Source organism: Vibrio sp. Vb0349, assembly GCF_033338975.1.
In genome coordinates this window covers 1-23,354 of the sequence record NZ_JAWOTS010000023.1, presented here as the reverse complement: position 1 = coordinate 23,354, position 23,354 = coordinate 1, and the positions used below count along the sequence as shown (strand labels likewise).

General features: G+C 45.6%; 25 protein-coding genes and 2 tRNA genes. 21 read left to right on the top strand and 6 right to left on the bottom strand.

The window, feature by feature from the left end; genetic code table 11:
• Nucleotides 1-24 precede the first annotated feature (24 nt).
• A complete protein-coding gene (locus R7Q47_RS18950; RefSeq protein WP_065274859.1) occupies nucleotides 25-918 on the top strand; it encodes a LysR family transcriptional regulator in 894 nt (297 codons plus the stop codon).
• Between the two features lie 91 nt (nucleotides 919-1,009).
• Here R7Q47_RS18950 and tkt read toward each other — a convergent pair whose 3' ends face one another.
• The gene (gene tkt, locus R7Q47_RS18945) at nucleotides 1,010-3,004 is read right to left on the bottom strand and encodes a transketolase (RefSeq protein WP_005381028.1); all 1,995 of its coding nucleotides are present in this window, start codon (nucleotides 3,002-3,004) and stop codon (nucleotides 1,010-1,012) included.
• A gap of 315 nt (nucleotides 3,005-3,319) precedes the next feature.
• On the opposite strand from tkt, the gene metK reads away from it, so the two are divergent.
• From metK to ruvX, 8 genes are all read left to right on the top strand, one after another.
• A complete protein-coding gene (metK, locus tag R7Q47_RS18940) occupies nucleotides 3,320-4,474 on the top strand; it encodes a methionine adenosyltransferase (protein WP_005384541.1) in 1,155 nt (384 codons plus the stop codon).
• Between the two features lie 402 nt (nucleotides 4,475-4,876).
• Nucleotides 4,877-5,674, top strand: a complete 798-nt coding sequence (locus R7Q47_RS18935) for a DUF2189 domain-containing protein (protein ID WP_005381026.1) — start codon at nucleotides 4,877-4,879, stop codon at nucleotides 5,672-5,674.
• 68 nt (nucleotides 5,675-5,742) lie between these two features.
• Complete coding sequence (locus tag R7Q47_RS18930) at nucleotides 5,743-6,240, top strand: SprT family zinc-dependent metalloprotease (RefSeq protein ID WP_005381025.1); 498 nt, start codon at nucleotides 5,743-5,745, stop codon at nucleotides 6,238-6,240.
• Nucleotides 6,241-6,390: 150 nt separating this feature from the next.
• Entirely contained in the window at nucleotides 6,391-7,086 is a 696-nt protein-coding gene (gene endA / locus R7Q47_RS18925) for a deoxyribonuclease I (protein WP_213963128.1), read from the top strand.
• A 113-nt stretch (nucleotides 7,087-7,199) separates the two neighbouring features.
• Complete coding sequence (rsmE, locus tag R7Q47_RS18920) at nucleotides 7,200-7,931, top strand: 16S rRNA (uracil(1498)-N(3))-methyltransferase (RefSeq protein ID WP_154205024.1); 732 nt, start codon at nucleotides 7,200-7,202, stop codon at nucleotides 7,929-7,931.
• Nucleotides 7,932-7,944: 13 nt separating this feature from the next.
• Entirely contained in the window at nucleotides 7,945-8,895 is a 951-nt protein-coding gene (gene gshB, locus R7Q47_RS18915; protein WP_005381021.1) for a glutathione synthase, read from the top strand.
• 127 nt (nucleotides 8,896-9,022) lie between these two features.
• The gene (locus R7Q47_RS18910) at nucleotides 9,023-9,586 is read left to right on the top strand and encodes a YqgE/AlgH family protein (RefSeq protein WP_005381020.1); all 564 of its coding nucleotides are present in this window, start codon (nucleotides 9,023-9,025) and stop codon (nucleotides 9,584-9,586) included.
• A gap of 35 nt (nucleotides 9,587-9,621) precedes the next feature.
• On the top strand, nucleotides 9,622-10,047 hold the full coding sequence (gene ruvX, locus R7Q47_RS18905) for a Holliday junction resolvase RuvX (RefSeq protein ID WP_005381017.1): 426 nt from the start codon (nucleotides 9,622-9,624) through the stop codon (nucleotides 10,045-10,047).
• Nucleotides 10,048-10,108: 61 nt separating this feature from the next.
• Here ruvX and R7Q47_RS18900 read toward each other — a convergent pair whose 3' ends face one another.
• Together R7Q47_RS18900 and R7Q47_RS18895 are read right to left on the bottom strand one after the other, a co-directional pair.
• A complete protein-coding gene (locus R7Q47_RS18900) occupies nucleotides 10,109-11,215 on the bottom strand; it encodes a PilT/PilU family type 4a pilus ATPase (protein WP_005381016.1) in 1,107 nt (368 codons plus the stop codon).
• 30 nt (nucleotides 11,216-11,245) lie between these two features.
• A complete protein-coding gene (locus R7Q47_RS18895; protein WP_248487003.1) occupies nucleotides 11,246-12,286 on the bottom strand; it encodes a type IV pilus twitching motility protein PilT in 1,041 nt (346 codons plus the stop codon).
• A gap of 28 nt (nucleotides 12,287-12,314) precedes the next feature.
• Here R7Q47_RS18895 and R7Q47_RS18890 point away from each other — a divergent pair, with 28 nt between their 5' ends.
• The 7 genes from R7Q47_RS18890 (at nucleotide 12,315) to hemW (ending at nucleotide 17,372) form a co-directional block, all read left to right on the top strand.
• Nucleotides 12,315-13,016, top strand: a complete 702-nt coding sequence (locus tag R7Q47_RS18890; RefSeq protein ID WP_154205023.1) for a YggS family pyridoxal phosphate-dependent enzyme — start codon at nucleotides 12,315-12,317, stop codon at nucleotides 13,014-13,016.
• A 159-nt stretch (nucleotides 13,017-13,175) separates the two neighbouring features.
• The gene (gene proC, locus R7Q47_RS18885) at nucleotides 13,176-13,994 is read left to right on the top strand and encodes a pyrroline-5-carboxylate reductase (RefSeq protein WP_005381013.1); all 819 of its coding nucleotides are present in this window, start codon (nucleotides 13,176-13,178) and stop codon (nucleotides 13,992-13,994) included.
• Between the two features lie 52 nt (nucleotides 13,995-14,046).
• Nucleotides 14,047-14,604, top strand: a complete 558-nt coding sequence (locus R7Q47_RS18880) for a YggT family protein (protein ID WP_005381012.1) — start codon at nucleotides 14,047-14,049, stop codon at nucleotides 14,602-14,604.
• Nucleotides 14,604-14,894, top strand: coding sequence for a DUF167 family protein YggU (gene yggU / locus R7Q47_RS18875; RefSeq protein WP_005393980.1), 291 nt, complete (start codon nucleotides 14,604-14,606; stop codon nucleotides 14,892-14,894). Before R7Q47_RS18880 ends, yggU begins: the two co-directional genes overlap by 1 nt.
• 128 nt (nucleotides 14,895-15,022) lie before the next feature.
• Nucleotides 15,023-15,454, top strand: a complete 432-nt coding sequence (locus R7Q47_RS18870; RefSeq protein ID WP_005381010.1) for a DUF4426 domain-containing protein — start codon at nucleotides 15,023-15,025, stop codon at nucleotides 15,452-15,454.
• Between the two features lie 118 nt (nucleotides 15,455-15,572).
• Nucleotides 15,573-16,175 carry an XTP/dITP diphosphatase gene (locus R7Q47_RS18865; RefSeq protein ID WP_213963126.1) on the top strand — a complete coding sequence of 201 codons (603 nt, stop codon included), beginning with the start codon at nucleotides 15,573-15,575 and terminating at the stop codon, nucleotides 16,173-16,175.
• 18 nt (nucleotides 16,176-16,193) lie between these two features.
• Nucleotides 16,194-17,372 carry a radical SAM family heme chaperone HemW gene (gene hemW, locus R7Q47_RS18860; protein ID WP_042521300.1) on the top strand — a complete coding sequence of 393 codons (1,179 nt, stop codon included), beginning with the start codon at nucleotides 16,194-16,196 and terminating at the stop codon, nucleotides 17,370-17,372.
• A gap of 90 nt (nucleotides 17,373-17,462) precedes the next feature.
• On the opposite strand, the gene glsB is transcribed toward hemW, so the two are convergent.
• From glsB to trmB, 3 genes are all read right to left on the bottom strand, one after another.
• Nucleotides 17,463-18,383 carry a glutaminase B gene (gene glsB / locus R7Q47_RS18855; RefSeq protein WP_005381007.1) on the bottom strand — a complete coding sequence of 307 codons (921 nt, stop codon included), beginning with the start codon at nucleotides 18,381-18,383 and terminating at the stop codon, nucleotides 17,463-17,465.
• A 98-nt stretch (nucleotides 18,384-18,481) separates the two neighbouring features.
• On the bottom strand, nucleotides 18,482-19,510 hold the full coding sequence (locus tag R7Q47_RS18850) for a TRM11 family SAM-dependent methyltransferase (RefSeq protein ID WP_154205021.1): 1,029 nt from the start codon (nucleotides 19,508-19,510) through the stop codon (nucleotides 18,482-18,484).
• A 17-nt stretch (nucleotides 19,511-19,527) separates the two neighbouring features.
• Nucleotides 19,528-20,247 (bottom strand): tRNA (guanosine(46)-N7)-methyltransferase TrmB, encoded by a 720-nt coding sequence (gene trmB / locus R7Q47_RS18845; protein ID WP_005384506.1) that lies wholly within the window; start codon nucleotides 20,245-20,247, stop codon nucleotides 19,528-19,530.
• A gap of 203 nt (nucleotides 20,248-20,450) precedes the next feature.
• On the opposite strand from trmB, the gene mutY reads away from it, so the two are divergent.
• The 5 genes from mutY (at nucleotide 20,451) to R7Q47_RS18820 (ending at nucleotide 23,354) form a co-directional block, all read left to right on the top strand.
• Complete coding sequence (gene mutY / locus R7Q47_RS18840; protein WP_017635575.1) at nucleotides 20,451-21,527, top strand: A/G-specific adenine glycosylase; 1,077 nt, start codon at nucleotides 20,451-20,453, stop codon at nucleotides 21,525-21,527.
• Between the two features lie 19 nt (nucleotides 21,528-21,546).
• The gene (locus tag R7Q47_RS18835; RefSeq protein ID WP_005381002.1) at nucleotides 21,547-21,819 is read left to right on the top strand and encodes an oxidative damage protection protein; all 273 of its coding nucleotides are present in this window, start codon (nucleotides 21,547-21,549) and stop codon (nucleotides 21,817-21,819) included.
• 77 nt (nucleotides 21,820-21,896) lie between these two features.
• Nucleotides 21,897-23,036, top strand: coding sequence for a membrane-bound lytic murein transglycosylase MltC (gene mltC / locus R7Q47_RS18830; protein WP_248487005.1), 1,140 nt, complete (start codon nucleotides 21,897-21,899; stop codon nucleotides 23,034-23,036).
• Nucleotides 23,037-23,136: 100 nt separating this feature from the next.
• A tRNA-Phe gene (locus tag R7Q47_RS18825) sits at nucleotides 23,137-23,212 on the top strand.
• A gap of 66 nt (nucleotides 23,213-23,278) precedes the next feature.
• A tRNA-Thr gene (locus R7Q47_RS18820) sits at nucleotides 23,279-23,354 on the top strand.

Sequence of the window (23,354 nt, the reverse complement as noted above, 5' to 3'; positions counted from 1 at the left end):
AACGCAGTAAGGAGTAAAAGAAATATGCACGACTTAGCATCAATTAGAGCCTTTGATGCGCTCAATCAGCATAAAAGTTTGACAGCCGCTGCTAAAGCCCTTAATCAGCCAAAATCAACGCTAAGTCGTCGCTTGGCACAATTAGAAGAAGACTTCGGTCAGGCTCTAACCGCCAGACAAGGTAATCGATTAGTTCTGACAAGAGCTGGAGAAATCTTTGCCCACTACAGCCGCCAGATTCTTGAGTTAAGCGAAGAGAGTTATGATGCACTGCAAGGTTTAACGAACCAAGTTTCAGGGCCACTGCATATTGTTTGTCATACTGCCTTAGTTAGAAGCTGGCTCGGCGGCGTACTCAATCGTTTTCTTGCTGATAATCCCGATGTTAGAGTTCAACTTACCAGTGACTTTTCTGAGGCGCATCATGACCCAGATTTGTTCATCTGGCTCGGTGAACGTAAAGAGCTAGACTGGCGAAAAGAAGTGCTGGGGGTATTTCGCTATACGCCTTTTGCCTCTCCAAATTATCTAAAACAACATGGGCCTATACCGCACCCCAAAGAACTTGAAGCACATCCATGGATCGATTTTGGTTCAGTGCAAGAAAATGGATTGATGCTAGCACACCCTCAACACGGTGAGTTCTTTTTAGAACCCTTTGTTAGTCGCTTATACAGCGACAACATAGCAATGCAAATAGACAGTATCGCGAATGGTCATGGTATTGGACTGCTGCCGACTTGGACAGCATGCGGCTATGAGAAACATCACCCAGGGCGAATCACACCATGCTTAGAAGGTTGGGTTTCTGAGCCTATTTCCATTAACTGCTATACACCAGCAGGACGACCACCACTGCGCTTATCCGTACTTTTAGACTGCATTCACCAAAGCATTCCACAAGGTTGGAAAACCTGACAAAAATAAAAAGGCCATCATAATGATGGCCTTTCTAACTTTAGCATCTAACAGTTGTCGTTTACGTTCGACTGTTTAGATGGTCCTGCAATTACGCTAGCAATTCTTTAGCTGTGTTCACTACGTTTTCAGTCGTGAAGCCAAACATCTCGAATAGCTGACCAGCAGGTGCTGATTCACCGAATGTTGTCATACCGATGATGCGACCGTCGAAGCCTACGTACTTGTACCAGAAATCCGCAATGCCCGCTTCAATAGCGATACGTGCCGTTACGTCTGATGGCAGTACAGATTCACGGTAAGCAGCGTCTTGTTTATCGAATGCATCTGTTGATGGCATTGAAACAACGCGTACTTTCTTGCCTTCTGAAGTTAGTTGCTCAGCGGCTTTCACTGCAAGCTCAACCTCAGAACCTGTTGCGATAAGGATTAGCTCAGGCTTACCTTCGCTATCTTTCAGGATGTAAGCACCTTTCGCGATGTCTGCGACTTGTTCAGCAGTACGCTCTTGTTGCGCTAGGTTTTGACGAGAGAAGATAAGTGCAGTTGGTGCATCTTTACGTTCAATCGCTAGTTTCCATGCAACTGCAGACTCAACTTGGTCACATGGGCGCCATGTGCTCATGTTTGGAGTTACACGTAGAGACGCCATTTGCTCAACAGGTTGGTGAGTTGGGCCATCTTCGCCAAGACCGATCGAATCATGCGTGTAAACTTGGATGTTCTGAATTTTCATCAGCGCAGCCATACGCATTGCGTTACGAGCGTATTCCATGAACATTAGGAATGTTGCGCCGTAAGGAACGAAACCACCGTGCAATGCGATACCGTTGATGATAGCGGTCATACCGAATTCACGCACACCGTAGTGGATGTAGTTGCCAGAAAAGTCCTCCGTTTCTAGAGACTTAGAACCAGACCACATGGTCAGGTTAGAAGGCGCTAGGTCAGCAGAACCACCCATAAACTCAGGAAGCATTTGACCAAACGCTTCTAGTGCATTTTGCGATGCTTTACGTGATGCAATGTTCGCTGGGTTTGCTTGAAGATCAGCAATGATTTGGTTCGCTTTTTCTTCCCACTGTGCAGGAAGTTCGCCGTTTAGACGACGTTTAAGCTCTGCCGCTTCAGCAGGGTAAGCTGCAGCGTATGCTTCGAATTTTTCATTCCAAGCTGCTTCTTTCGCGGCGCCCGCTTCTTTTGCATCCCACTCAGCGTAAACATCTGCCGGGATCTCAAATGGGCCGTACTCCCAACCTAGGTATTCGCGAGCCGCTTGGATTTCATCGTGACCTAGTGGTGCACCGTGACAGTCGTGCGAACCAGACTTGTTAGGAGAACCGAAACCGATAATTGTTTTGGTACAGATAAGCGTAGGACGTGGGTCCGCTTTTGCTGCTTCAATTGCTGCGTTGATCGCGTCTGAGTCGTGACCATCGACTGCTGGGATTACATGCCAGCCGTACGCTTCAAAACGCTTAGGTGTATCGTCAGAGAACCAACCTTCAACGTGACCGTCGATAGAGATGCCGTTGTCATCCCAGAATGCAATCAGCTTGCCTAGACCAAGAGTACCTGCAAGAGAGCATGCTTCATGCGAAATGCCTTCCATTAGACAGCCGTCACCCATGAACACATACGTAAAGTGGTCAACGATATCGTGACCTTCTTTGTTGAACTGTGCCGCTAGTGCTTTCTCTGCGATCGCCATACCAACAGCGTTAGTGATGCCTTGACCTAGAGGACCCGTTGTTGTCTCGATACCAGGCGCGTAGCCGTACTCTGGGTGACCTGGGGTTTTTGAGTGCAATTGACGGAAGTTTTTCAGATCGTCAATAGATAGCTCGTAACCGCTTAAGTGCAGTAGAGAGTAAATAAGCATTGACCCATGACCGTTTGACAGCACAAAGCGATCGCGGTCGGCCCACTCTGGGTTTGAAGGGTTATGGTTTAGATGAGAGCGCCAAAGAACTTCAGCGATATCAGCCATACCCATTGGTGCGCCTGGGTGGCCTGAGTTAGCTTGTTGAACACCATCCATGCTTAGAGCACGAATTGCATTGGCAAGATGTTTACGAGACGACATGTCTGCTCCTGAGTACATTAAGCGAAACGAAAAGTAGGTCATAATTCTCTCAAAGCCCTGTTGGGTGTGCAAACGTTTTCCAATCCAAAACCTCACAAATATTGCACCTTTCGCGCCAAATCGTTCGAAGTTCTTAAAATTATCAATAAATCAGGCAAACGTTTGGTTATAACAAAAACCAAAAAAGAGCTTGTAATTCGAGCAATCAAATTTAGAATAGACGTCTAGATGTAGATACACCTACAAAAATTAGTATTAATTTGCGCTGGAGAGTTTATCATTCCCCAGTTTTAAACCAGATATAGTGGAGCTAACATGGCTAAGCACCTGTTTACTTCTGAGTCAGTATCAGAAGGTCATCCAGATAAAATTGCAGACCAGATTTCTGATGCGGTTCTTGACGCGATTCTAGAGCAAGATCCAAAGGCTCGTGTTGCATGTGAGACTTACGTTAAAACCGGTATGGTAATGGTGGGTGGTGAAATCACGACTTCAGCATGGGTAGACATCGAAGAGTTAACTCGTGAAACCGTTCGTGAAATCGGCTACGTACATTCAGATATGGGCTTTGACGCAGATTCTTGTGCGGTACTAAACACAATCGGTAAACAGTCGCCAGATATCAACCAAGGTGTTGATAAAGCTGACCCTAAAGAACAAGGTGCAGGCGACCAAGGCATCATGTTTGGTTACGCTTGTAACGAAACTGAAGTACTAATGCCAGCGCCAATTACTTACTCTCACCGTCTTGTTCAAAAGCAAGCAGAAGTTCGTAAAAACGGCACACTACCTTGGTTGCGTCCTGATGCAAAATCTCAGGTAACATTCCAATACGATCAAGGTAACATCGTTGGTATCGACGCGGTTGTTCTTTCAACTCAACACTGTGATTCAATCTCAACTTCAGACCTGCGTGAAGCGGTAATGGAAGAGATCATTAAGCCAGTGCTACCTTCTGAGTGGATCAACAAAGAAACAAACTTCTTCATTAACCCAACCGGTCGCTTCGTAATCGGTGGTCCTATGGGTGACTGTGGCCTAACTGGTCGTAAGATCATCGTAGATACCTACGGCGGCGCAGCTCGTCACGGTGGCGGTGCGTTTTCTGGTAAAGATCCATCAAAAGTTGACCGTAGTGCAGCATACGCAGCACGCTACGTAGCGAAAAACATCGTAGCGGCAGGCATGGCTGACCGTTGTGAGATCCAACTTTCTTACGCAATCGGTGTTGCTGATCCAACGTCTATCATGGTGGAAACGTTCGGTACTGAGAAAGTACCTCACGACATCATCATTGAAGCGGTTCGTCAATTCTTCGACCTACGTCCATACGGTCTACAAGAAATGCTTAACCTTCTTCAACCTATCTACAAGAAGACAGCGGCATACGGTCACTTCGGTCGTGAAGAATTCCCGTGGGAAGCGACAGACAAAGCTGCACTTCTACGCGATTTCGCTGGCATCAAATAATCAAGCTAAGCAAGAATCAATCAAGCCCTCGCCTATGGTGGGGGCTTTTTATTTTCAGCAACTTTTATCTAGTCATTTCGGCTCATACCGCCCTGCCCCACAAAGCAGTCCTGTTTCTCCCTCATTTTTATACCGAATAAATTTTAAGCAATTATTTGTAAATTATCCCATCTCCGCCAATAGTTAAAATATTGTTAATTCCAATTTAAATAGAGACGTCGGATGCTGGCGACTGTGGAAGCAACACTTAAGTAAAGACATGAGTCAGGCATCTTTATGGCCGATACCAAACTAAGCCAATGCTCAGATGTAAACTTGAAAAAGTCGCTTCAAGTTTGACTGAACAAAAACCGCTGTCAGTTGGTATAAGCGGATAATGTGGGAATAAATCAAGGAGGAGTTATGCCTCGAACTGTTAATCCATCGGACTTCCACAACAAGCGAAAGGAAGTGCCAGACAACGAATACGCCAGAACCATACCGTGCAATACGGTTAATCTTTCTGCACCTTTTCATTGGCTCGCATTAGGTCTGCATGATTTCGTGCGAATGCCGCTTATTAGTGCTTTCTATGGCATCTGTTTTATGGCAGCAGCCATAGGCATTGTTTTGCTCGTACAGTGGCAAGGCACACACTTGGTCGTCATGCCCAGTTTGATTGTTTACATGTTAATCGGTCCGTTTCTCGCGCTTGGTTTGTATGATGCCAGTTGGGAGAGAGAGCGCGGACATAAAGCAAGCTTGTTCCATTCAATGAAAGCGATCGGTCGTAACTCAACATCTCAATGGGCGTTCGCCGTGTTACTCGCAGTGTGTATGATATTTTGGATGCGCATTGCCGCTCTACTTCATGCGCTCTACCCTTCTGTTCAAGGGGCACCTTTAAGTGAGTTCCTACCCTTCCTTGTCATCGGCTCTTTAGTTGGCTTTGTTTTGGCTTGTGTGGTGTTTAGCATTTCAGCCTTTTCTATTCCGCTCATGATGGAGCGTCGCGTAGACATGATGACCGCTGTGTTTACCAGCTTTAATGCCGTGAAATCCAACATTCCAGCAATGATTGTTTGGGCAGCGATCATCTGTGGCGGTATTCTTATCGGCTTTGCGACCTACGGGATCGGAATGTTGTTTACCATGCCAATTCTAGGCTACGGTACATGGCACGCTTACCATGCCACCATCAAGAAAAAACACACACCATAATTAACTGATGCTATGATCTGGCCCTCGCAAATGCGGGGGTTTTTTTATTTGATTTATCGAGGTGAATTGTGGATATAGAACTCAGCTATAAAGCCAAGCAAGTGATGGCGGGCTGTATCGCGATGGCAGAACAAGCTTTCAAACGTTCTTTCCCGATTCCAACAATCACCTTCGACGTCCGTGGGAAAGCGGCAGGAAAAGCCTACCTTCAATTAAATCAAGTACGCCTAAACCCTGTTTTATTTCGCGAAAACACCCAAGCATTCTTAGATGAAGTCATTCCTCATGAAGTAGCACACCTGATTACTTATCAGGTTTACGGGCGAGTTAGGCCTCACGGCAAAGAATGGAAAGGCGTCATGGAAGCCGTATTTAACGTACCAGCCAAAACCACTCACAGCTTTGAAGTAAAATCCGTTCAAGGTAAAACCTTTGAGTATCGTTGTGGTTGTATGACTTACCCTCTATCGATTCGCCGTCATAATAAAGTGCTGCGCAAAGAGGCGACGTACTCTTGTCAAAAATGCCGCCAACCACTTAACTTCACCGGCATTCAATTATCGTAGCCCTTACCTCATAGTGTTACTTGCGTTCCCAAAATAAAGATCGAGTTGATCAAAACCTTCCCTTCGCCAACTATTGTTAACTTACTCATCACTAAAGCTATTTTATGCGTGTTATCATGAATAAAGTCATACTTTATAAAGACTTTTATCATGAAATACTTATTCTCTCTGTTGCTTATCGCGCTTTCTAGCACTGCGATTGCCGCGCCACCGAGCTCATTCTCTGCAGCCAAACGTGAGGCGGTCAAAATTTATCAAGACCACCCAACAAGCTTCTACTGTGGCTGTAACATTCAATGGCAAGGCAAGAAAGGCTCACCCGATTTAGCCTCTTGCGGTTACCAAGTCCGTAAACAAGAAAAACGGGCTGCACGAATCGAATGGGAGCATGTGGTTCCTGCGTGGCAATTTGGCCACCAGCGTCAATGCTGGCAAGATGGCGGACGTAAAAACTGTAAGAAAAAAGACAAAACTTTTCGTTTGATGGAAGCAGACTTGCACAACCTAACTCCTGCTATTGGTGAAGTAAACGGTGACCGTTCGAACTACAACTTCAGCCAATGGAACGGTATGGATGGCGTGAGTTATGGTCGCTGTGAGATGCAAGTGAACTTTAAGCAGCGTAAAGTCATGCCACCAGACCGTGCGCGTGGCTCAATTGCTCGTACCTATCTATACATGAGCAAAGAGTACGGTTTCAAACTGTCGAAGCAGCAAACGCAATTAATGAGTGCTTGGAACAAAACCTATCCTGCCGATAAATGGGAATGTGAGCGTGACGAGCGCATTGCAAAAGTACAGGGCAATCACAACCCATTTGTTCAAGAAGCCTGCCGCGCACTGTAACCTCCGACCTCGAAGCGTTTCAATTACTGATATTGAAACGCTTCTTGCCCCTTGTTTTTTCGGTGCAAAGCATCCATGTTAGGGTTTAAGTTTATTCTCTTGCTGGAAATCTCATGCGTACCCCTCGAATTTATCATCCAGAAACTATTCATCAACTTGGCTCACTTGCTTTAAGTGACGACGCAGCAGGCCATATCGGTCGTGTTTTGCGCATGAAAGAAGGCCAAGACGTTCTACTTTTTGACGGCAGTGGCGCAGAGTTCCCAGCGGTTATCAGTGAAGTCAGCAAGAAATCAGTTTTGGTTAACATCACCGAGCGTGTAGAAAGCAGTATTGAATCCCCTTTAGATCTGCACCTTGGTCAAGTCATTTCACGTGGCGATAAGATGGAGTTCACCATCCAAAAGTCTGTTGAACTTGGCGTCAATACCATCACTCCTCTGATTTCTGAACGTTGTGGCGTCAAGCTTGACCAAAAGCGTTTTGAGAAAAAACTCGCGCAATGGCAGAAAATCGCCATCAGTGCCTGTGAGCAATGTGGGCGTAATGTCGTGCCCGAAATTCGTCCAATTATGAGCTTGGAAGAGTGGTGTCAAGAAGAGTACGATGGTTTAAAGCTTAACCTTCACCCTCGTGCTAAATACTCAATCAACACTTTGCCAACCCCGGTTGAAAAAGTGCGCCTACTGATCGGTCCTGAAGGCGGTTTATCGTCTGAAGAGATCGAGATGACTCGAGAATACCAATTTGAAGAAACGCTACTCGGCCCTCGCGTTCTGCGCACCGAAACAGCGGCTCTGACAGCAATTACAGCCTTACAAGTTCGTTTCGGCGATCTTGGTTAAACGGAGAAAAATAATGATCAAACTCGGTATCGTAATGGACCCAATCTCGTCCATTAACATCAAAAAAGACTCTAGCTTTGCCATGATGCTTGAAGCGCAACGACGCGGCTATGAAATCCACTACATGGAAATGAATGATCTGCATCTCGATCAAGGCGTTGCCATTGCAGATACTAAAGTGGTGGAACTAAAAGAAGATCCAAACGGTTGGTACGAGTTCAAATCAGAGCAAACTATCGAACTGTCTGAGCTAGACGCGGTGCTAATGCGTAAAGATCCTCCGTTTGATACTGAATACATCTACGCGACTTACATCCTTGAGCGTGCAGAAGAACAAGGTGCACTGATCGTTAACAAGCCTCAAAGCTTACGTGATTGTAACGAAAAGCTGTTTACAGCATGGTTCCCAGAGCTGACACCTACAACTATCGTGACGCGAAAAGCAGAGAAAATTAAAGAATTTCGTGAAAAACATGGTGATGTCATCCTGAAACCGCTTGATGGTATGGGTGGCGCGTCCATCTTCCGTGTGAAAGAAAACGATCCAAACGTCTCTGTGATCATCGAGACATTGACTAACCACGGTCAAAACTACGCAATGGCACAAACCTTCGTGCCAGACATCAGCAACGGTGACAAACGTATCCTAGTGGTAGATGGCGAACCTATGCCTTACTGTCTAGCACGCATTCCTGCTAAAGGCGAAACGCGCGGCAACCTAGCCGCTGGTGGTACTGGTGAAGCTCGTCCGCTAAGCGAAACCGACCTCAAAATTGCGCAAACCGTTGCTCCGACACTGAAAGAAAAAGGCCTTATCTTTGTTGGCCTTGACGTAATTGGCGACAAGCTAACAGAAATCAACGTCACCAGCCCAACCTGTATTCGCGAAATTGAAGCAGCTTTTGATATCTCAATCACAGGCAAGCTGATGGATGCGATTGAGCGTCGAGTAAAAGGCGAATAACTCAAACTGTATTACAGTTAATAGAGAGCGTAGTACATTAACTTAAGCAAACTCATGCACATACCTAGATGTAAATTGTATGATGTTTGCTTAAGGGCATTTACGAGAGTTAAGGGTCAATATGAGTATGAATCTCACAAATCACTTTTTGGTTGCCATGCCTGGGATGAAAGATCCGTACTTTCAAAACAGCGTGATCTACGTTTGTGAGCACAACGAAGACGGCGCTATGGGGCTGATGATCAATGCTCCTGTTGATATCACCGTCGGCAACATGCTCAAGCAGGTGGAAGTTCAGCCAGTACACCCGCGCCTATTTGAAGCCAGTCTAGATAGACCAGTCTACAATGGCGGCCCAATCTCGGAAGATCGTGGTTTTATTTTGCATAAACCCAAAGATTACTACGAGTCCAGCGTCCAAATGACTGATGACCTCGCGGTAACCACTTCGCGTGATATTCTGTCGGTGTTAGGAACAGAAGCAGAACCAAGTGATTACTTAGTGGCACTTGGCTACTCCGGTTGGAGTGCAGGCCAATTAGAAAGTGAGCTGGTCGAAAACTCTTGGCTCACCATTGAAGCGACGCCTGAAATTATCTTTAATACACCAATCAACGAGCGTTGGAAGAAAGCGGTCGAAAAGCTGGGCATCGACCCAAGTCACCTTTCAGCAGACTCTGGACATGCTTAGTCCAAATATACAGTTACATTAGATAGAGACACCTTATGTCACGCACAATTATGGCTTTTGACTTTGGAACCAAAAGCATTGGTAGCGCTATTGGCCAAGAAATTACTGGTACAGCTTCCCCATTAAAAGCCTTTAAAGCCAATGACGGTATTCCAAACTGGGACGATATCGAAAAGCAAATCAAAGAGTGGCAACCAGATTTGCTAGTGGTCGGTTTACCGACCGATCTGCATGGTAAAGACCTTGAGACCATAACCCCTCGTGCACGAAAATTTGCTAAGCGTCTGCAAGGCCGATACGGATTGCCTGTTGAACTGCATGATGAGCGTTTATCTACTGCAGAAGCTCGTGCGGAGTTGTTCAGCATGGGCGGCTACAAAGCCCTATCGAAAGGTAATGTTGACTGCCAGTCAGCAGTGGTGATTCTAGAAAGCTGGTTTGAAGCCCTTTGGGGTGAGTAAACACTTCAAGCACAATGAAAAAAGGTTGGCTCCTGCCAACCTTTTTTGTTTCTGGATTGGATTAATCCATATCGATCTTAACGTTCGCCAAACTGCCCGTAGAGAATGCTTCACCACGCTGCGTTTTCAACATCAAGCGCAGATCATTCGCCGAGTCGGCGCTATGTAGTGCATCCTCTTCGCTGATCTTACCTTGCATCACTAACTTATAAAGAGATTGATCGAACGTCAGCATACCAAACTCATTTGAGCGAGCCATGGTTGACTTCAACTCATGTAAATCTCCGCGACGAATCAAATCCGACACACGTGGGCTATTTAGCAAGATCTCAAATACACCATGACGTCCCTGCCCATTTTTATCTCGGATCAGCTGCTGACCAACCACGCCTTTCAGATTCATCGACAAGTCGAACAAGAATTGTTCTTTTTGATCTTTCGGTACCAAGTGAAGAATGCGCTCTAAAGCTTGGTTTGCATTGTTGGCGTGCAACGTTGCCATACACAGGTGACCCGTTTCGGCGAAGGTCATCGCGTATTCCATTGTTTCACGGCTACGGATCTCACCAATCAAAATCATATCTGGTGCTTGGCGCAGCGAGTTTTTAAGCGCAACTTCATAGCTTTCCGTATCTAACCCAACTTCACGTTGAGTCACGATACAGCGCTTGTGTTCATGCACGAACTCGATCGGATCTTCGACCGTCAAAATGTGCCCGGTTTTATTGCTGTTTCGATAGCCTGTCATCGCCGCCATAGTGGTCGATTTACCCGAACCAGTAGCACCGACCACCAGCACCAAACCACGCTTAGCTATCGCCAAATCTTGCAACACTAACGGTAACTTTAACTGCTCAAAAGTAGGAATATTAGTTTCAATACGACGAATCACTGCGCCTGGTAACTCGCGTTGAAAAAAGGCACTCACACGGAAGCGACCACAATCTCTCACAATGGCAAAATTCGACTCGCGACTTTTACGAAATTCCTGACGCCGATCTGGTTCCATAGCGCTGTCGAGTAATGCAGCCACATCACTCTCGGTGAGTTTTTCCCCTTGCGGACGCAATTCGCCATCCACACGAAATAGAATTGGCGCTCCAACCGTGATGTAAAGATCCGACGCTTTCAGCGCCAACATGCCTTCGAGAAATTTATCTAGATCCATCTTCCGTATTCACCATTATCTGTATGAACGTTACGAGAATTGCTGCACTTCTAATCCGATCTTACTATCGACCTCTTCACGAGCAACCATGCCTTGCGCCATTAACTGACGAGCATTTTGCTCCATGGTTTGCATGCCGTGAGCCGCACCTGTTTGAATAATCGAATACATCTGCGCGACTTTGTCTTCGCGGATCAAGTTACGAATCGCAGGCGTTGCCATCATAATTTCATGGCATGCAATACGGCCACCACCATTACGCTTCAGAAGCTTTTGCGCGATAACCGAACGAAGGGACTCAGATAGCATCGAGCGGACCATATCTTTATCACTACCAGGAAACACATCGATAATACGGTTAATGGTTTTTGCCGCCGAGCTGGTGTGCAACGTCCCGAAAACTAAGTGACCCGTTTCTGCCGCCGTTAAGGCAAGGCTGATGGTTTCTTTGTCACGCATCTCACCAACCAGAATAACGTCTGGGTCTTCGCGCAATGCACTACGCAAAGCATTTTGGAAACTATGGGTGTCACGGTGAACTTCACGCTGGTTGATCAAACATTTATTGTTGTTGTGAACAAATTCAATCGGATCTTCAATTGTGAGTACGTGCTTGTTGTGATTACGGTTAATGTAGTCAACAATGGCTGCTAAGGTCGTCGATTTACCTGAACCTGTTGGGCCAGTGACCAGAACTAAGCCTTTTTCAGCGTTCGCAATTTTTTTGAAGATCTCTGGCGCTTCTAGCTCTTCCAGAGTTGGAATGCTACTTGGAATGGTACGGAATACTGCCGCACAACCGCGAGATTGGTTGAAAGCGTTGACACGGAATCGGCCAACGTTATGCAACTCAAAAGAGAAATCGACTTCGAGTTTTTCTTCGAACTCACTGCGTTGGGCATCGTTCATGATTTCGAAAACCAAACGATGCACTTCTTGGTGTGTAAACGCTGGAATGCCTAGTTTTCTCACATCCCCATCAATACGAACCATTGGTGGGACACCTGCAGAAAGATGTAGATCCGAGGCATTATGTTTTACACTAAAATCCAGTAACTCAGTGATATCCATTTAAAATCCTTAAGTCTAAAGTACAGCTATGAGTAGTATTCAACAAAATATTGAACATATCACCTCTCAAATTCGATATGACGAGCAAAAATGTGGTCGAACTCCAGAGTCAGTGCAACTTCTAGCGGTAAGCAAAACTAAACCTGTCGAGGCAATTCTCGAAGCCTACCAAGCGGGACAAACCGCCTTTGGTGAAAACTACGTTCAAGAGGGCGTCAGTAAAGTTCAGCACTTTGCCGAGCATTATCCAGATAATCGAATCGAATGGCACTTCATTGGCCCGATTCAGTCGAATAAATCGCGACTTGTTGCCGAACATTTCGATTGGGTTCACACCATCGATCGAACCAAGATTGCTCAACGCCTGAATGATCAGCGTCCAAGCGAACTTAAACCGCTACAAGTTCTGATTCAGGTTAACACCAGTGGTGAGGCATCTAAGTCTGGTGTCACTGAAGCGGAAGTATTCGAGCTGGCGGAGTTGATTTCTCGCCTACCCAACCTCACTTTAAGAGGGTTGATGTCGATTCCTGCCAACGTGTCTGACTACGAATCACAACTCCGTGAATTTCAGAAGTTGGCTACGTTGAAGCAAACACTCAAAGCACAGTTCCCAGAAATCGATACATTATCAATGGGAATGAGTGGTGATATGACCGCTGCAATCGAAGCTGGTAGTACAATGGTTCGTATTGGAACCGCTATTTTCGGCGCACGAGACTACAGCTAAATCAACAAAACGCTCACTCGCGACATAAGTTATGTCGTCAATCGTTAGAGCGTAAATGCGCAATCATCTTACTCGCCAATAGGAGCAGTAAGTAACAGCGGCGCCATTATACACCTGGGCGCACAACAAATTCTAAATATCATGATGGAAATCAGACAAATGGAACATAAAAAAATCGCCTTCATTGGTGCTGGCAACATGGTGAGAGCCATTGTTTCAGGCTTGGTTGCTAACGGATACCCAGCGCAAAACATTACCGCGACGGCTCCTTCAGAGGCTCGCCGCCTTCTGCTAGAACAAGATTTTGGCATCCGTACCACCAGCGATAACATCCAAGCTGCGACCGAGGCGGATGTGGTGGTATTGTCTGTAAAACCGCAAATGATGGCTGATGTCTGTAAACCACTGCAATCGATCGATTTCACTAATAAACTGGTGATTTCTATTGCCGCAGGCATCAACTGTTCACGATTGGATGATATGCTAGCCACCAAATTGAACTTGGTTCGTGTTATGCCAAATACGCCATCACAACTTGGGTTGGGTATGAGTGGGTTATTCGCACCAACTCATGTAACCGAGCACGACAAAGCTTTTGCCGCAGAGTTAATGGAAGCGGTCGGTAAAGTATGTTGGGTTGAGCAAGAGTCTGGCATCAATAATGTGATTGCCGCAGCGGGCAGTGCTCCAGCATACTTCTTCCTGTTTATGGAAGCGATGCAAGCAGAAGCGATTGCGCAAGGCTTTGATAAAGAGACTGCTCGACTATTGGTTCAACAAGCTGCATTGGGCGCGGCCAGTATGGTGGTTAGCAACCCAGAAACTGAGCTATCGACCCTGCGTGAGAACGTGACATCGAAAGGTGGGACAACGGCAGAAGCACTGCGTACATTCAACGAACATCAACTTTCAGATATTGTCGCTAAAGCCATGCAAGCTGCTGTGGCTCGCGCGGAAGAAATGGAAAAACTGTTTTAATTATTTGGATGAACTCCGTTTAGTATCATCCATCACTTGTTAAGGGTACCTTATGAATTCAATGAGTTTTCTCATCTCAACCCTATTTGACCTGTACATCATGGTCGTAATTTTGCGAATTTGGTTGCAAGCTGCGCGCGCAGACTTCTACAACCCATTCTCGCAATTTATAGTAAAAGCGACTCAGCCGGTCATTGGTCCACTGCGCCGCGTTATCCCTTCCGTGGGGAATATTGACCTAGCAACCGTGTTGTTTGCCTACGTGTTGTGTGTGCTTAAATTTGTCGTGCTTATCCTAATAGCTTCGAACGGTTCCGTCTCTTTCAGCGCTGACTTCTTATTCTTGGGCTTACTATCATTAATCAAAGCCGCTGGTGGCCTATTGTTCTGGGTACTATTGATCCGTGCAATTTTGAGCTGGGTAAGCCAAGGCCGCAGCCCTATCGAGTACGTATTCCATCAACTGACCGAGCCAATGTGCGCTCCAATCCGTCGTATTCTTCCGGCTATTGGTGGTCTTGATTTAAGCGTACTGGTGTTATTTATCGGCTTGCAGTTCGCGAACTTCTTAATGGGCGATATCATTGGTCCAATTTGGTTCCAGCTATAATGTCAGCTGCAGTTTGGCAAGATGGTGAGGACATCATCCTGAAGCTCTATATTCAACCTAAAGCTAGCCGCGATAAAATCGTTGGCTTGCATGGTGAAGAGCTAAAAATCGCCATTACTGCTCCACCTGTCGATGGCAAAGCTAATGCACACCTAACTAAGTTCTTAGCCAAGCAGTTTAAAATCGCTAAGGGCTTGGTTCACATAGAAAAAGGTGAATTAGGACGGCACAAACAAATTCGGATAGAATCGCCTACCCAGATACCGACAGAAATTAAAGCCATCTTATGATGGCTTTTTATTTACGATTTTGTACCACACTTACTAATACCAACGACTGAGTACGCATTTTTTACCCCCTGACCAAGGTAAAATTGCAGCTATGGTTGTTTTATAACAAGTGCTTTGAGGAAGTAACAATGAGCAAATGGATTACCGCATTACTGATTAGCCTGTTGTCGTTACCAAGCTTCGCCGATCAGTTTAAAAATATGAAAGATATCGAAGTACACTATGTCGCGTTTAACTCAACATTCCTAACACCCAAAGTCGCACGTAGCTACGATATCAAACGTAATGGATACCTCGCTGTGGTTAATATTAGCGTGTTAGATAGAGCTTCATTGGGTAAGCCAGCATTAGAAGCAAAAATTGCTGGACGCGCGAAGAACCTTATCGGCCAAACTCAGACCTTGACCTTTCGTGAAGTCAAAGAAGGCAATGCGATATACTATTTAGCCGAACTGCCAATTACCCACGAAGAAACTTTTACTTTCGATATTGACGTAAAAGCTGGAAACAAAGGCTCAGGTAAGCTTAAATTCACCCAGAAGTTTTATGTTGAAGAGTAATTGGGTTGTGATGTTCCAAAAGCTTTTGGATCTAAGCAGGCTAAAAACCACTTATTAGTTAAAGAATATCTAGAGGAGAACGATTTGTTCTCCTCTATCACTATTAAAAGAGATTCCCATGAAAAAAATTGTGCTAGCAACTGGTAACCAAGGCAAAGTTCGTGAAATGGCAGATTTGTTGTCTGACTTCGGCTTTGAAGTATTAGCGCAAAGTGAATTCAATGTATCGGAAGTAGCTGAAACGGGTACAACTTTCATTGAAAACGCAATCATTAAAGCTCGCCATGCCGCACAAGAAACAGGGCTTCCTGCCATTGCAGACGACTCTGGATTAGAAGTCGATTTCTTAAAAGGCGCTCCGGGCATTTACTCTGCACGTTACGCAGGCGAGAGCGCATCTGATCAAGAGAATCTAGTAAAATTGCTAGCGGCAATGGAAGGCGTACCAGAAGCAGAGCGTACAGCACGTTTCCACTGCGTATTAGTCCTCATGCGTCACGAGAACGACCCAACGCCTATCGTCTGTCACGGTAAATGGGAAGGCCGAATTCTAACTGAAGCACACGGTGAAAATGGCTTTGGCTACGACCCAATCTTCTTTGTTCCTGAAGACAACTGTGCATCAGCCGAACTTGAACCTGCACGTAAGAAACAACTGTCTCACCGCGGTAAAGCGCTCCAGTCGTTGTTTGCTCAACTGTCTGAGCAAGTGTCTCAGTAATCACGAGCGAATTAGACCATGTTAACGCCCCCAGCACTCAGCTTGTATGTACACATCCCGTGGTGTGTGCAAAAGTGCCCGTATTGCGACTTTAACTCTCACGCGCTCAAAACCGAGATTCCAGAAGAAGAGTACATCAGTGCCCTTTTAGAAGATTTGGATACCGACATTGAGAAATACCGACTTAACGAAGCGCCACGTCCACTGCATTCAATCTTCATTGGTGGTGGTACGCCGAGTTTGATTTCGGCAGAAGGCATCGAGCGTCTACTTAAGGGCATTGAAGCGCGTATTCCGTTCAAGCCTGAAATCGAAATAACCATGGAAGCGAACCCAGGCACCATCGAAGCAGAGCGTTTTGTTGGCTACCGTAAAGCCGGGGTAACGCGTATCTCTATCGGCGTGCAAAGCTTTGAGCAACAAAAGCTTGAGCGTTTGGGGCGTATTCACGGCCAAGACGAAGCCGTCAACGCTGCTCAGCTGGCGCACCAAATCGGTTTGAACAGCTTTAACCTCGATCTCATGCACGGCTTACCTGATCAAAGCATCGAACAAGCCTTGGCAGATTTGGACAAAGCGATTGAGTTGGCACCGCCGCACTTGTCTTGGTATCAGCTGACCATCGAACCAAACACCATGTTCTACTACAAGCCACCAACGCTACCTGACGATGATGACTTGTGGGATATTTTCGAGCTCGGACACCAAAAACTTGCAGCCGCGGGTTATGTGCAATATGAAATCTCCGGTTACAGCAAGCCGGGCTATCAGTGTCAGCACAACCTCAACTACTGGCGCTTTGGTGATTACCTTGGTATCGGTTGTGGCTCTCATGGCAAACTCAGTTTTACCGACGGACGTATTATTCGAACGACAAAGGTAAAACACCCGCGAGGCTATTTAGCGGCTTATCAAAATATGGTCAAACCTTATCTGCATACAGAACATGTCGTCGCGGATGAAGATCGTCCATTCGAGTTTTTTATGAACCGATTCCGCTTAATCGAAGCCTGTCCGAAGCAAGATTATGTGGACACCACGGGCTTACCGCTTAGTACGATTCAAGAAACCATCGACTGGGCGATAGAAATGGGCTACCTGAGTGAAACGGCTACCCATTGGCAAATTACTGAAAAAGGGAAGCTCTTCCTTAATGATTTGCTCGAAGCCTTTATGGCCGAAGAAAGCGAAGAGTAACGCAACCCCAAAACAAAAAAAGCCTCTCAATTGAGAGGCTTTTTATTTAGAAACTGTGCCGTCCTAAATAAGGTTGACACATTTCCAACATTAGAAAATTGAACGGCCAATTCGCTCTGAGAGCAGCTCAAGCGCCTTAGTACCCGCAAGCGAGTTACCTGAAGGATCAAGCTCTGGAGACCATACTGAAATGGTCATTTCACCAGGTACTACCGCGATAATGCCACCACCAACACCAGACTTACCAGGCATACCAACGCGATAAGCAAACTCGCCCGCGCCATCATACAAGCCACACGTTGCTAACAGTGCATTAAGTTGTTTGGTTTGCACAGGAGAAACTACAGGCTTACCCGTTTGTACCGATGTGCCCTTGTTTGCTAAATAGCTAAACGTTTTAGCCAAATCGACGCAACTCATCTTCAGCGCACAAGCGTGGAAGTAGTTTTGTAGTACTGGAATCACCTCATTTTCGAAGTTGCCAAACGAGCGCATGAGATATGCAATCGCCGCATTACGATCACCATGCATCATTTCGGATGCCGCAACGACTTTGTCATACACAATATGGGTATCACCAGAAAGCTGACGCACAAATTCCAACAGGCGCTGACGAGGTGCAGATAAGCGAGTTTGTAACAAATCTGCCACTACTATCGCTCCAGCATTTATAAATGGATTACGAGGAATACCTTGCTCCATTTCTAGCTGGATTAGCGAATTAAATGCCTGCCCCGAAGGCTCTTTTCCCACTCGAGACCAAATTTCTTCTTGCTTGTACAAGCACATCGCTAACGTCAAGCTCAATGCTTTTGAAATAGATTGGATAGAGAAAGGTTCATCGGCATCACCCGCCTTAATAACCTCACCTTCGTTGGTGTATACCGCAATACCTAACTTGTTGCTGGGTACTTTTGCCAGAGCAGGAATGTAATCAGCCACCTTACCTTGGCCGATTAAAGGGCGTACTTCCGCCAAAATATCTGTCAAAATTTCCACTGTCGGTTTCATTCTCTACCTTCTATTTACAAGAGAACTCGTTGAGCTCAGAGGTAAAAAAAGCCAACGTGTCGTTGGCTTTTCCATAGGGTTCGTTCGACTCAAGTCGATTATGGTTTTACTGCCACAATAATATTGCGGTTGATAGATTGATCAACACGGTGAAGATAACCGATGTAAGGCTCTTCTGAAAGTACCTTCCAACCTTGCTCTTCAAATAATGCCGCGACATCTTTCCATTTCAATGTAAATTCATTGAAAGACAACACCACTGAACCTTGCTTTTTCAATACCACTTTCCATGCAGGCAGAGCCTCTTTTAAAAGCTCTAGTGGGCTGCGGTTCAGTTTGCTGTCCTTGGCATTTTTGCTGCCGTGCTGCACGCCATAAGGCAGATCAGACACCATCACATCAACTGAGTTCTTTTTCACGACTTGATCAGCGATACGAGTATCAGCCGAATACAGCTTCATAAACTGAAGATTGCCTTGGTTGTAATCTTCTTTATTTGCTGCAGCTTCTACCACGAAACCATCCGCCACTTTCTTGCCACCCGCAGTGCGCTTTTCTTTGCTCACTTTGTGCTTAAAGCGGCCATTCTTCATGAACTTAACAATAAAGGTCTGGATCTCTTGCACCCACTTGGCGTTGATCTCAACCCCTACCACGTTCAAACCGTGGATCAAGCCTTCAAATAAGGTTGTACCTTTACCACACATTGGATCCATTAAGGTCAGTTGTTCACTTCCCGTATTGGACGCACTAATGCCAATATTCACCATCAAACGGGTAAACTGCTCGTTTGTTTTCCCGGTGTAGCGCAAAATCTGGCTCATGCTTTCCGGGAAAGTGTTAAATACGGGCGCTTGAACTGGTCGAAGTAAACCATCTTCGCGCACTTCAAATAGCGCATAGTAAATCGAAGAGGCTGCGATTCTTCGCGACTGCTCATCGGTTAGCGCTTCCTGACAAGAAAACACCAACGCAGCAGGTAAGCCAACGTCTTTACTACCAATTTCTGTCACATCCACGCCTTGTGAAGCTAAAATTGCTTTTAGCTCAGAACAGGCAATGGTCATTGCGCTATCAAAGTAAATTCGGTTATGACCCGGATTCGCTAATATCGCGTAATGGTACATCCCATGAACTCCTCTGGTTACGCAATACGCTTATATTTGATATCCCAAACACCGTGACCAAGACGGTGACCACGAGCTTCAAACTTCGTTAGCGGGCGATCGTCTGGACGAGGAACGAAATCACCATCTTTAGCAATGTTTTCGAAACCTGGCGCTTGGTTCATCACTTCAATCATGTGCTCTGCGTAGTTTTCCCAGTCGGTCGCCATGTGGAAAATACCTTCATTAGGGATAAGCTTCTCACGCACCATTTCCGCAAAACCTAATTGAACAATACGACGCTTGTGGTGACGCTTCTTATGCCAAGGGTCTGGGAAGAACAATTGCAGTGTCGATAAGCTGCCATTTGGGATCATGTGTTCGAATACTTCTACCGCATCGTGACACATTACACGCAGGTTAGTAATTCCCGCTTCGCGAGCATCGGCAAGACAAGCACCAACGCCTGGGCTATGAACTTCGATACCGATGAAGTTTTTCTCTGGCGCGTTCTTTGCCATTTCAACCAATGAAGCACCCATACCAAAACCGATCTCAAGCACTACTGGGTTATCGTTGCCAAACACCTCTTTCCAATCGAGAAGTTCAGCTTTGAAGTCAATACCCATCGTAGGCCAGCATTCATTCATCGCGCTCTCTTGACCTTTAGTCAAACGCCCTTCACGGCGTACAAAGCTGCGGATTTTGCGGATCAGCTTTCCGTCTTCGTTGTATTCGTTAGTGGTTACTTCACTCATTGATTTTGCCTGCACATTGATTAATCAAAGCGGGGATTATCCAAAGAATTTACTTAGGTGCAAGTATTTGTTGAGCTCTTGGTCTATGGCAACCCAAAAGCAACGACACACCTCTTTATATCCCTACTGTTTATCCGTTGTACTTCTTGCCCATTATGTGGTGCAATTTTGCACCTAACCAATAATAGAATACAGAGCAAGTCGTGACACCTTTCGCCAGTGCCATCCTAGAATGGTATGACGCATATGGAAGAAAAGATCTTCCGTGGCAACAAAATAAGACCGCATACAGTGTCTGGTTGTCTGAAATTATGCTTCAGCAAACTCAGGTCACTACGGTTATTCCGTATTACCAACGTTTCTTGGAGCGCTTTCCAACCGTGATCGATCTTGCCAATGCTGAGCAAGATGAAGTCCTACACCTTTGGACTGGCTTAGGGTACTACGCCCGAGCCCGTAACCTTCACAAAGCAGCACAAGAGGTCGCCTCTACATACAATGGTGAGTTTCCTCTTGATATAGAGAAAATGAACGCCCTACCGGGGATTGGTCGCTCTACCGCTGCCGCCATTTTATCGTCTGTGTATAAACAACCACACGCGATTCTTGATGGTAACGTGAAGCGCACCCTATCCCGCTGTTTCGCAGTTGCAGGATGGCCAGGACAAAAAAAGGTTGAAAACCAGCTGTGGGAAATTGCCGAAACGCATACCCCACAAACGGATGTAGATAAGTATAACCAGGCAATGATGGACATGGGCGCAATGGTCTGCACTCGCAGCAAACCCAAATGTAGCCTCTGCCCTGTTGCTGACCTGTGTGTGGCAAAACAACAAGGTAATGTGCTCGACTACCCGGGCAAAAAACCGAAGAAAGATAAACCAATCAAGCAAACTCGTTTCGTGATGCTTCACCACAACACCGAAAATGGTCATGAGGTGTGGTTGGAGCAAAGACCACAAACAGGCATTTGGGGTGGCTTATTCTGCTTCCCACAAACCGAACATGTGGATGCAGAAAGCGACATTGAATTGCTACTGGATCAACGCGGCATTCAAGCCAGCAATATCAAACAGAAGCAAACACTGATTACCTTTCGTCATACATTCAGCCATTACCACCTAGATATCACGCCAATTTTGATTGATTTATCAAAGCAACCGGACGTGATAATGGAAGGCAACAAAGGTCTTTGGTATAACTTATCTAAACCTGAAGAAGTCGGTTTAGCCGCGCCAGTAAAACTATTGCTGGAAACGCTACCCCACGAACTTCGTTAATTGAATACAAGGAGTCATTATGAGCCGCACTGTATTTTGTGCTCGACTAAAGAAAGAAGGCGAAGGTCTAGACTTTCAACTTTACCCTGGTGAACTAGGTAAACGCATTTTCGACAACATCTCGAAAGAAGCGTGGGCTCAGTGGCAACACAAACAAACCATGTTGATCAACGAGAAGAAACTCAACATGATGGATCCAGAACACCGCAAACTTATCGAAACAGAAATGGTAAATTTCCTCTTTGAAGGAAAAGACGTTCATATCGAAGGTTACACACCGCCGAGCGAATAAAGTCGCTTGAGTTAAACAATGACATCACAACCATTTGTGGTGTCATTTTTCTATTACCTTCAATAACTCTGATACTTATGAAAAAAATTGTCTTTATTGCTGCCGCACTTTTAATGGCAGGCTGTAGCCGTGAATTCGTCGAAAAGATTTATGACGTCAACTACGAGCCAACAAACCGTTTTGCCAATAACTTAGCTGAGCTACCAGGACAATTTGAAAAAGATACTGCGGCGCTAGATGCCTTAATCAATAGCTTTTCAGGCAATATTCAAAAGCGCTGGGGTAAAAAAGAAATCAAGTACGCTGGCAAAAGTAATTACGTTAAGTACATCGATAACTACCTTAGCCGCGCCGAGGTCGACTTTCGCAAAGGCATGATCACGATAGAGACCGTATCACCGACCGAGCCCCAAAAACACCTAAAAGACGCGATTGTCACCACCTTATTAACACCAGACGATCCCGCTCATGTCGACTTATTCTCCTCTAAAGGTATCAGGTTAGAGGGGCAACCATTCCTGTATAAACAAGTTGTCGACCAAGACAATAAGCCAATTCAATGGTCTTGGCGGGCAAACCGATTTGCGGAATTCCTCATCGCAAATAAAATAAAAACCAAAAATGTAGATTTCAAGAAAGCGTATTATGTCGAAATTCCCATGGTTGAAGACCACTTTTCAACACGCAGCTACCAATACGCCGATATCGTGCGTCGAGCTTCCAAGAAATACGACATTCCAGAAGACTTGATATACGCCATTATTAAAACCGAGAGCAGTTTCAACCCATACGCGGTAAGTTGGGCAAATGCATATGGCCTAATGCAAGTTGTACCTAAAACAGCGGGACGAGATGTGTTCAAACTCGTGAAAAAGCGCTCGGGCCAACCAAGCCCTGAATATTTGTTTAATCCAGAAAACAACATAGATACTGGTACTGCGTATTTCTATATCTTAAAAAATCGTTATTTAAGAGAAGTCCGCCACCCTACCTCTCTCGAGTACAGCATGATTTCAGCTTACAATGGCGGTACTGGAGGAGTTTTAAACACATTTCATCGCAGTGATCGCAAACGCGCAATGCAAGATCTTAATTCATTGCAACCCAACCAAGTTTATTGGGCGTTAACCAAGAAACACCCGAACGCAGAAGCGCGTCGCTACCTAGAAAAAGTTACAAATTTCAAAAAGGAATTTAACTCGAAGCAAACTTTGTAGTGACAGTTGAATAAAAAGCGTTCGAACAACCACTTTTTTGAAATTATTTAAAAAAAGTGGTTGACGCAACGCGGGAAAATCCGTTTAATAGCGCTCCGTTGCCCGGATAGCTCAGTCGGTAGAGCAGAGGATTGAAAATCCTCGTGTCGGTGGTTCGATTCCGCCTCCGGGCACCACAATTTGATTTGTTGGTGTCTTAACGAAATGTTATAACACGGACAAAAGCACAAAGAATAAAGTGTGCCGACTTAGCTCAGTAGGTAGAGCAACTGACTTGTAATCAGTAGGTCACCAGTTCGATTCCGGTAGTCGGCACCA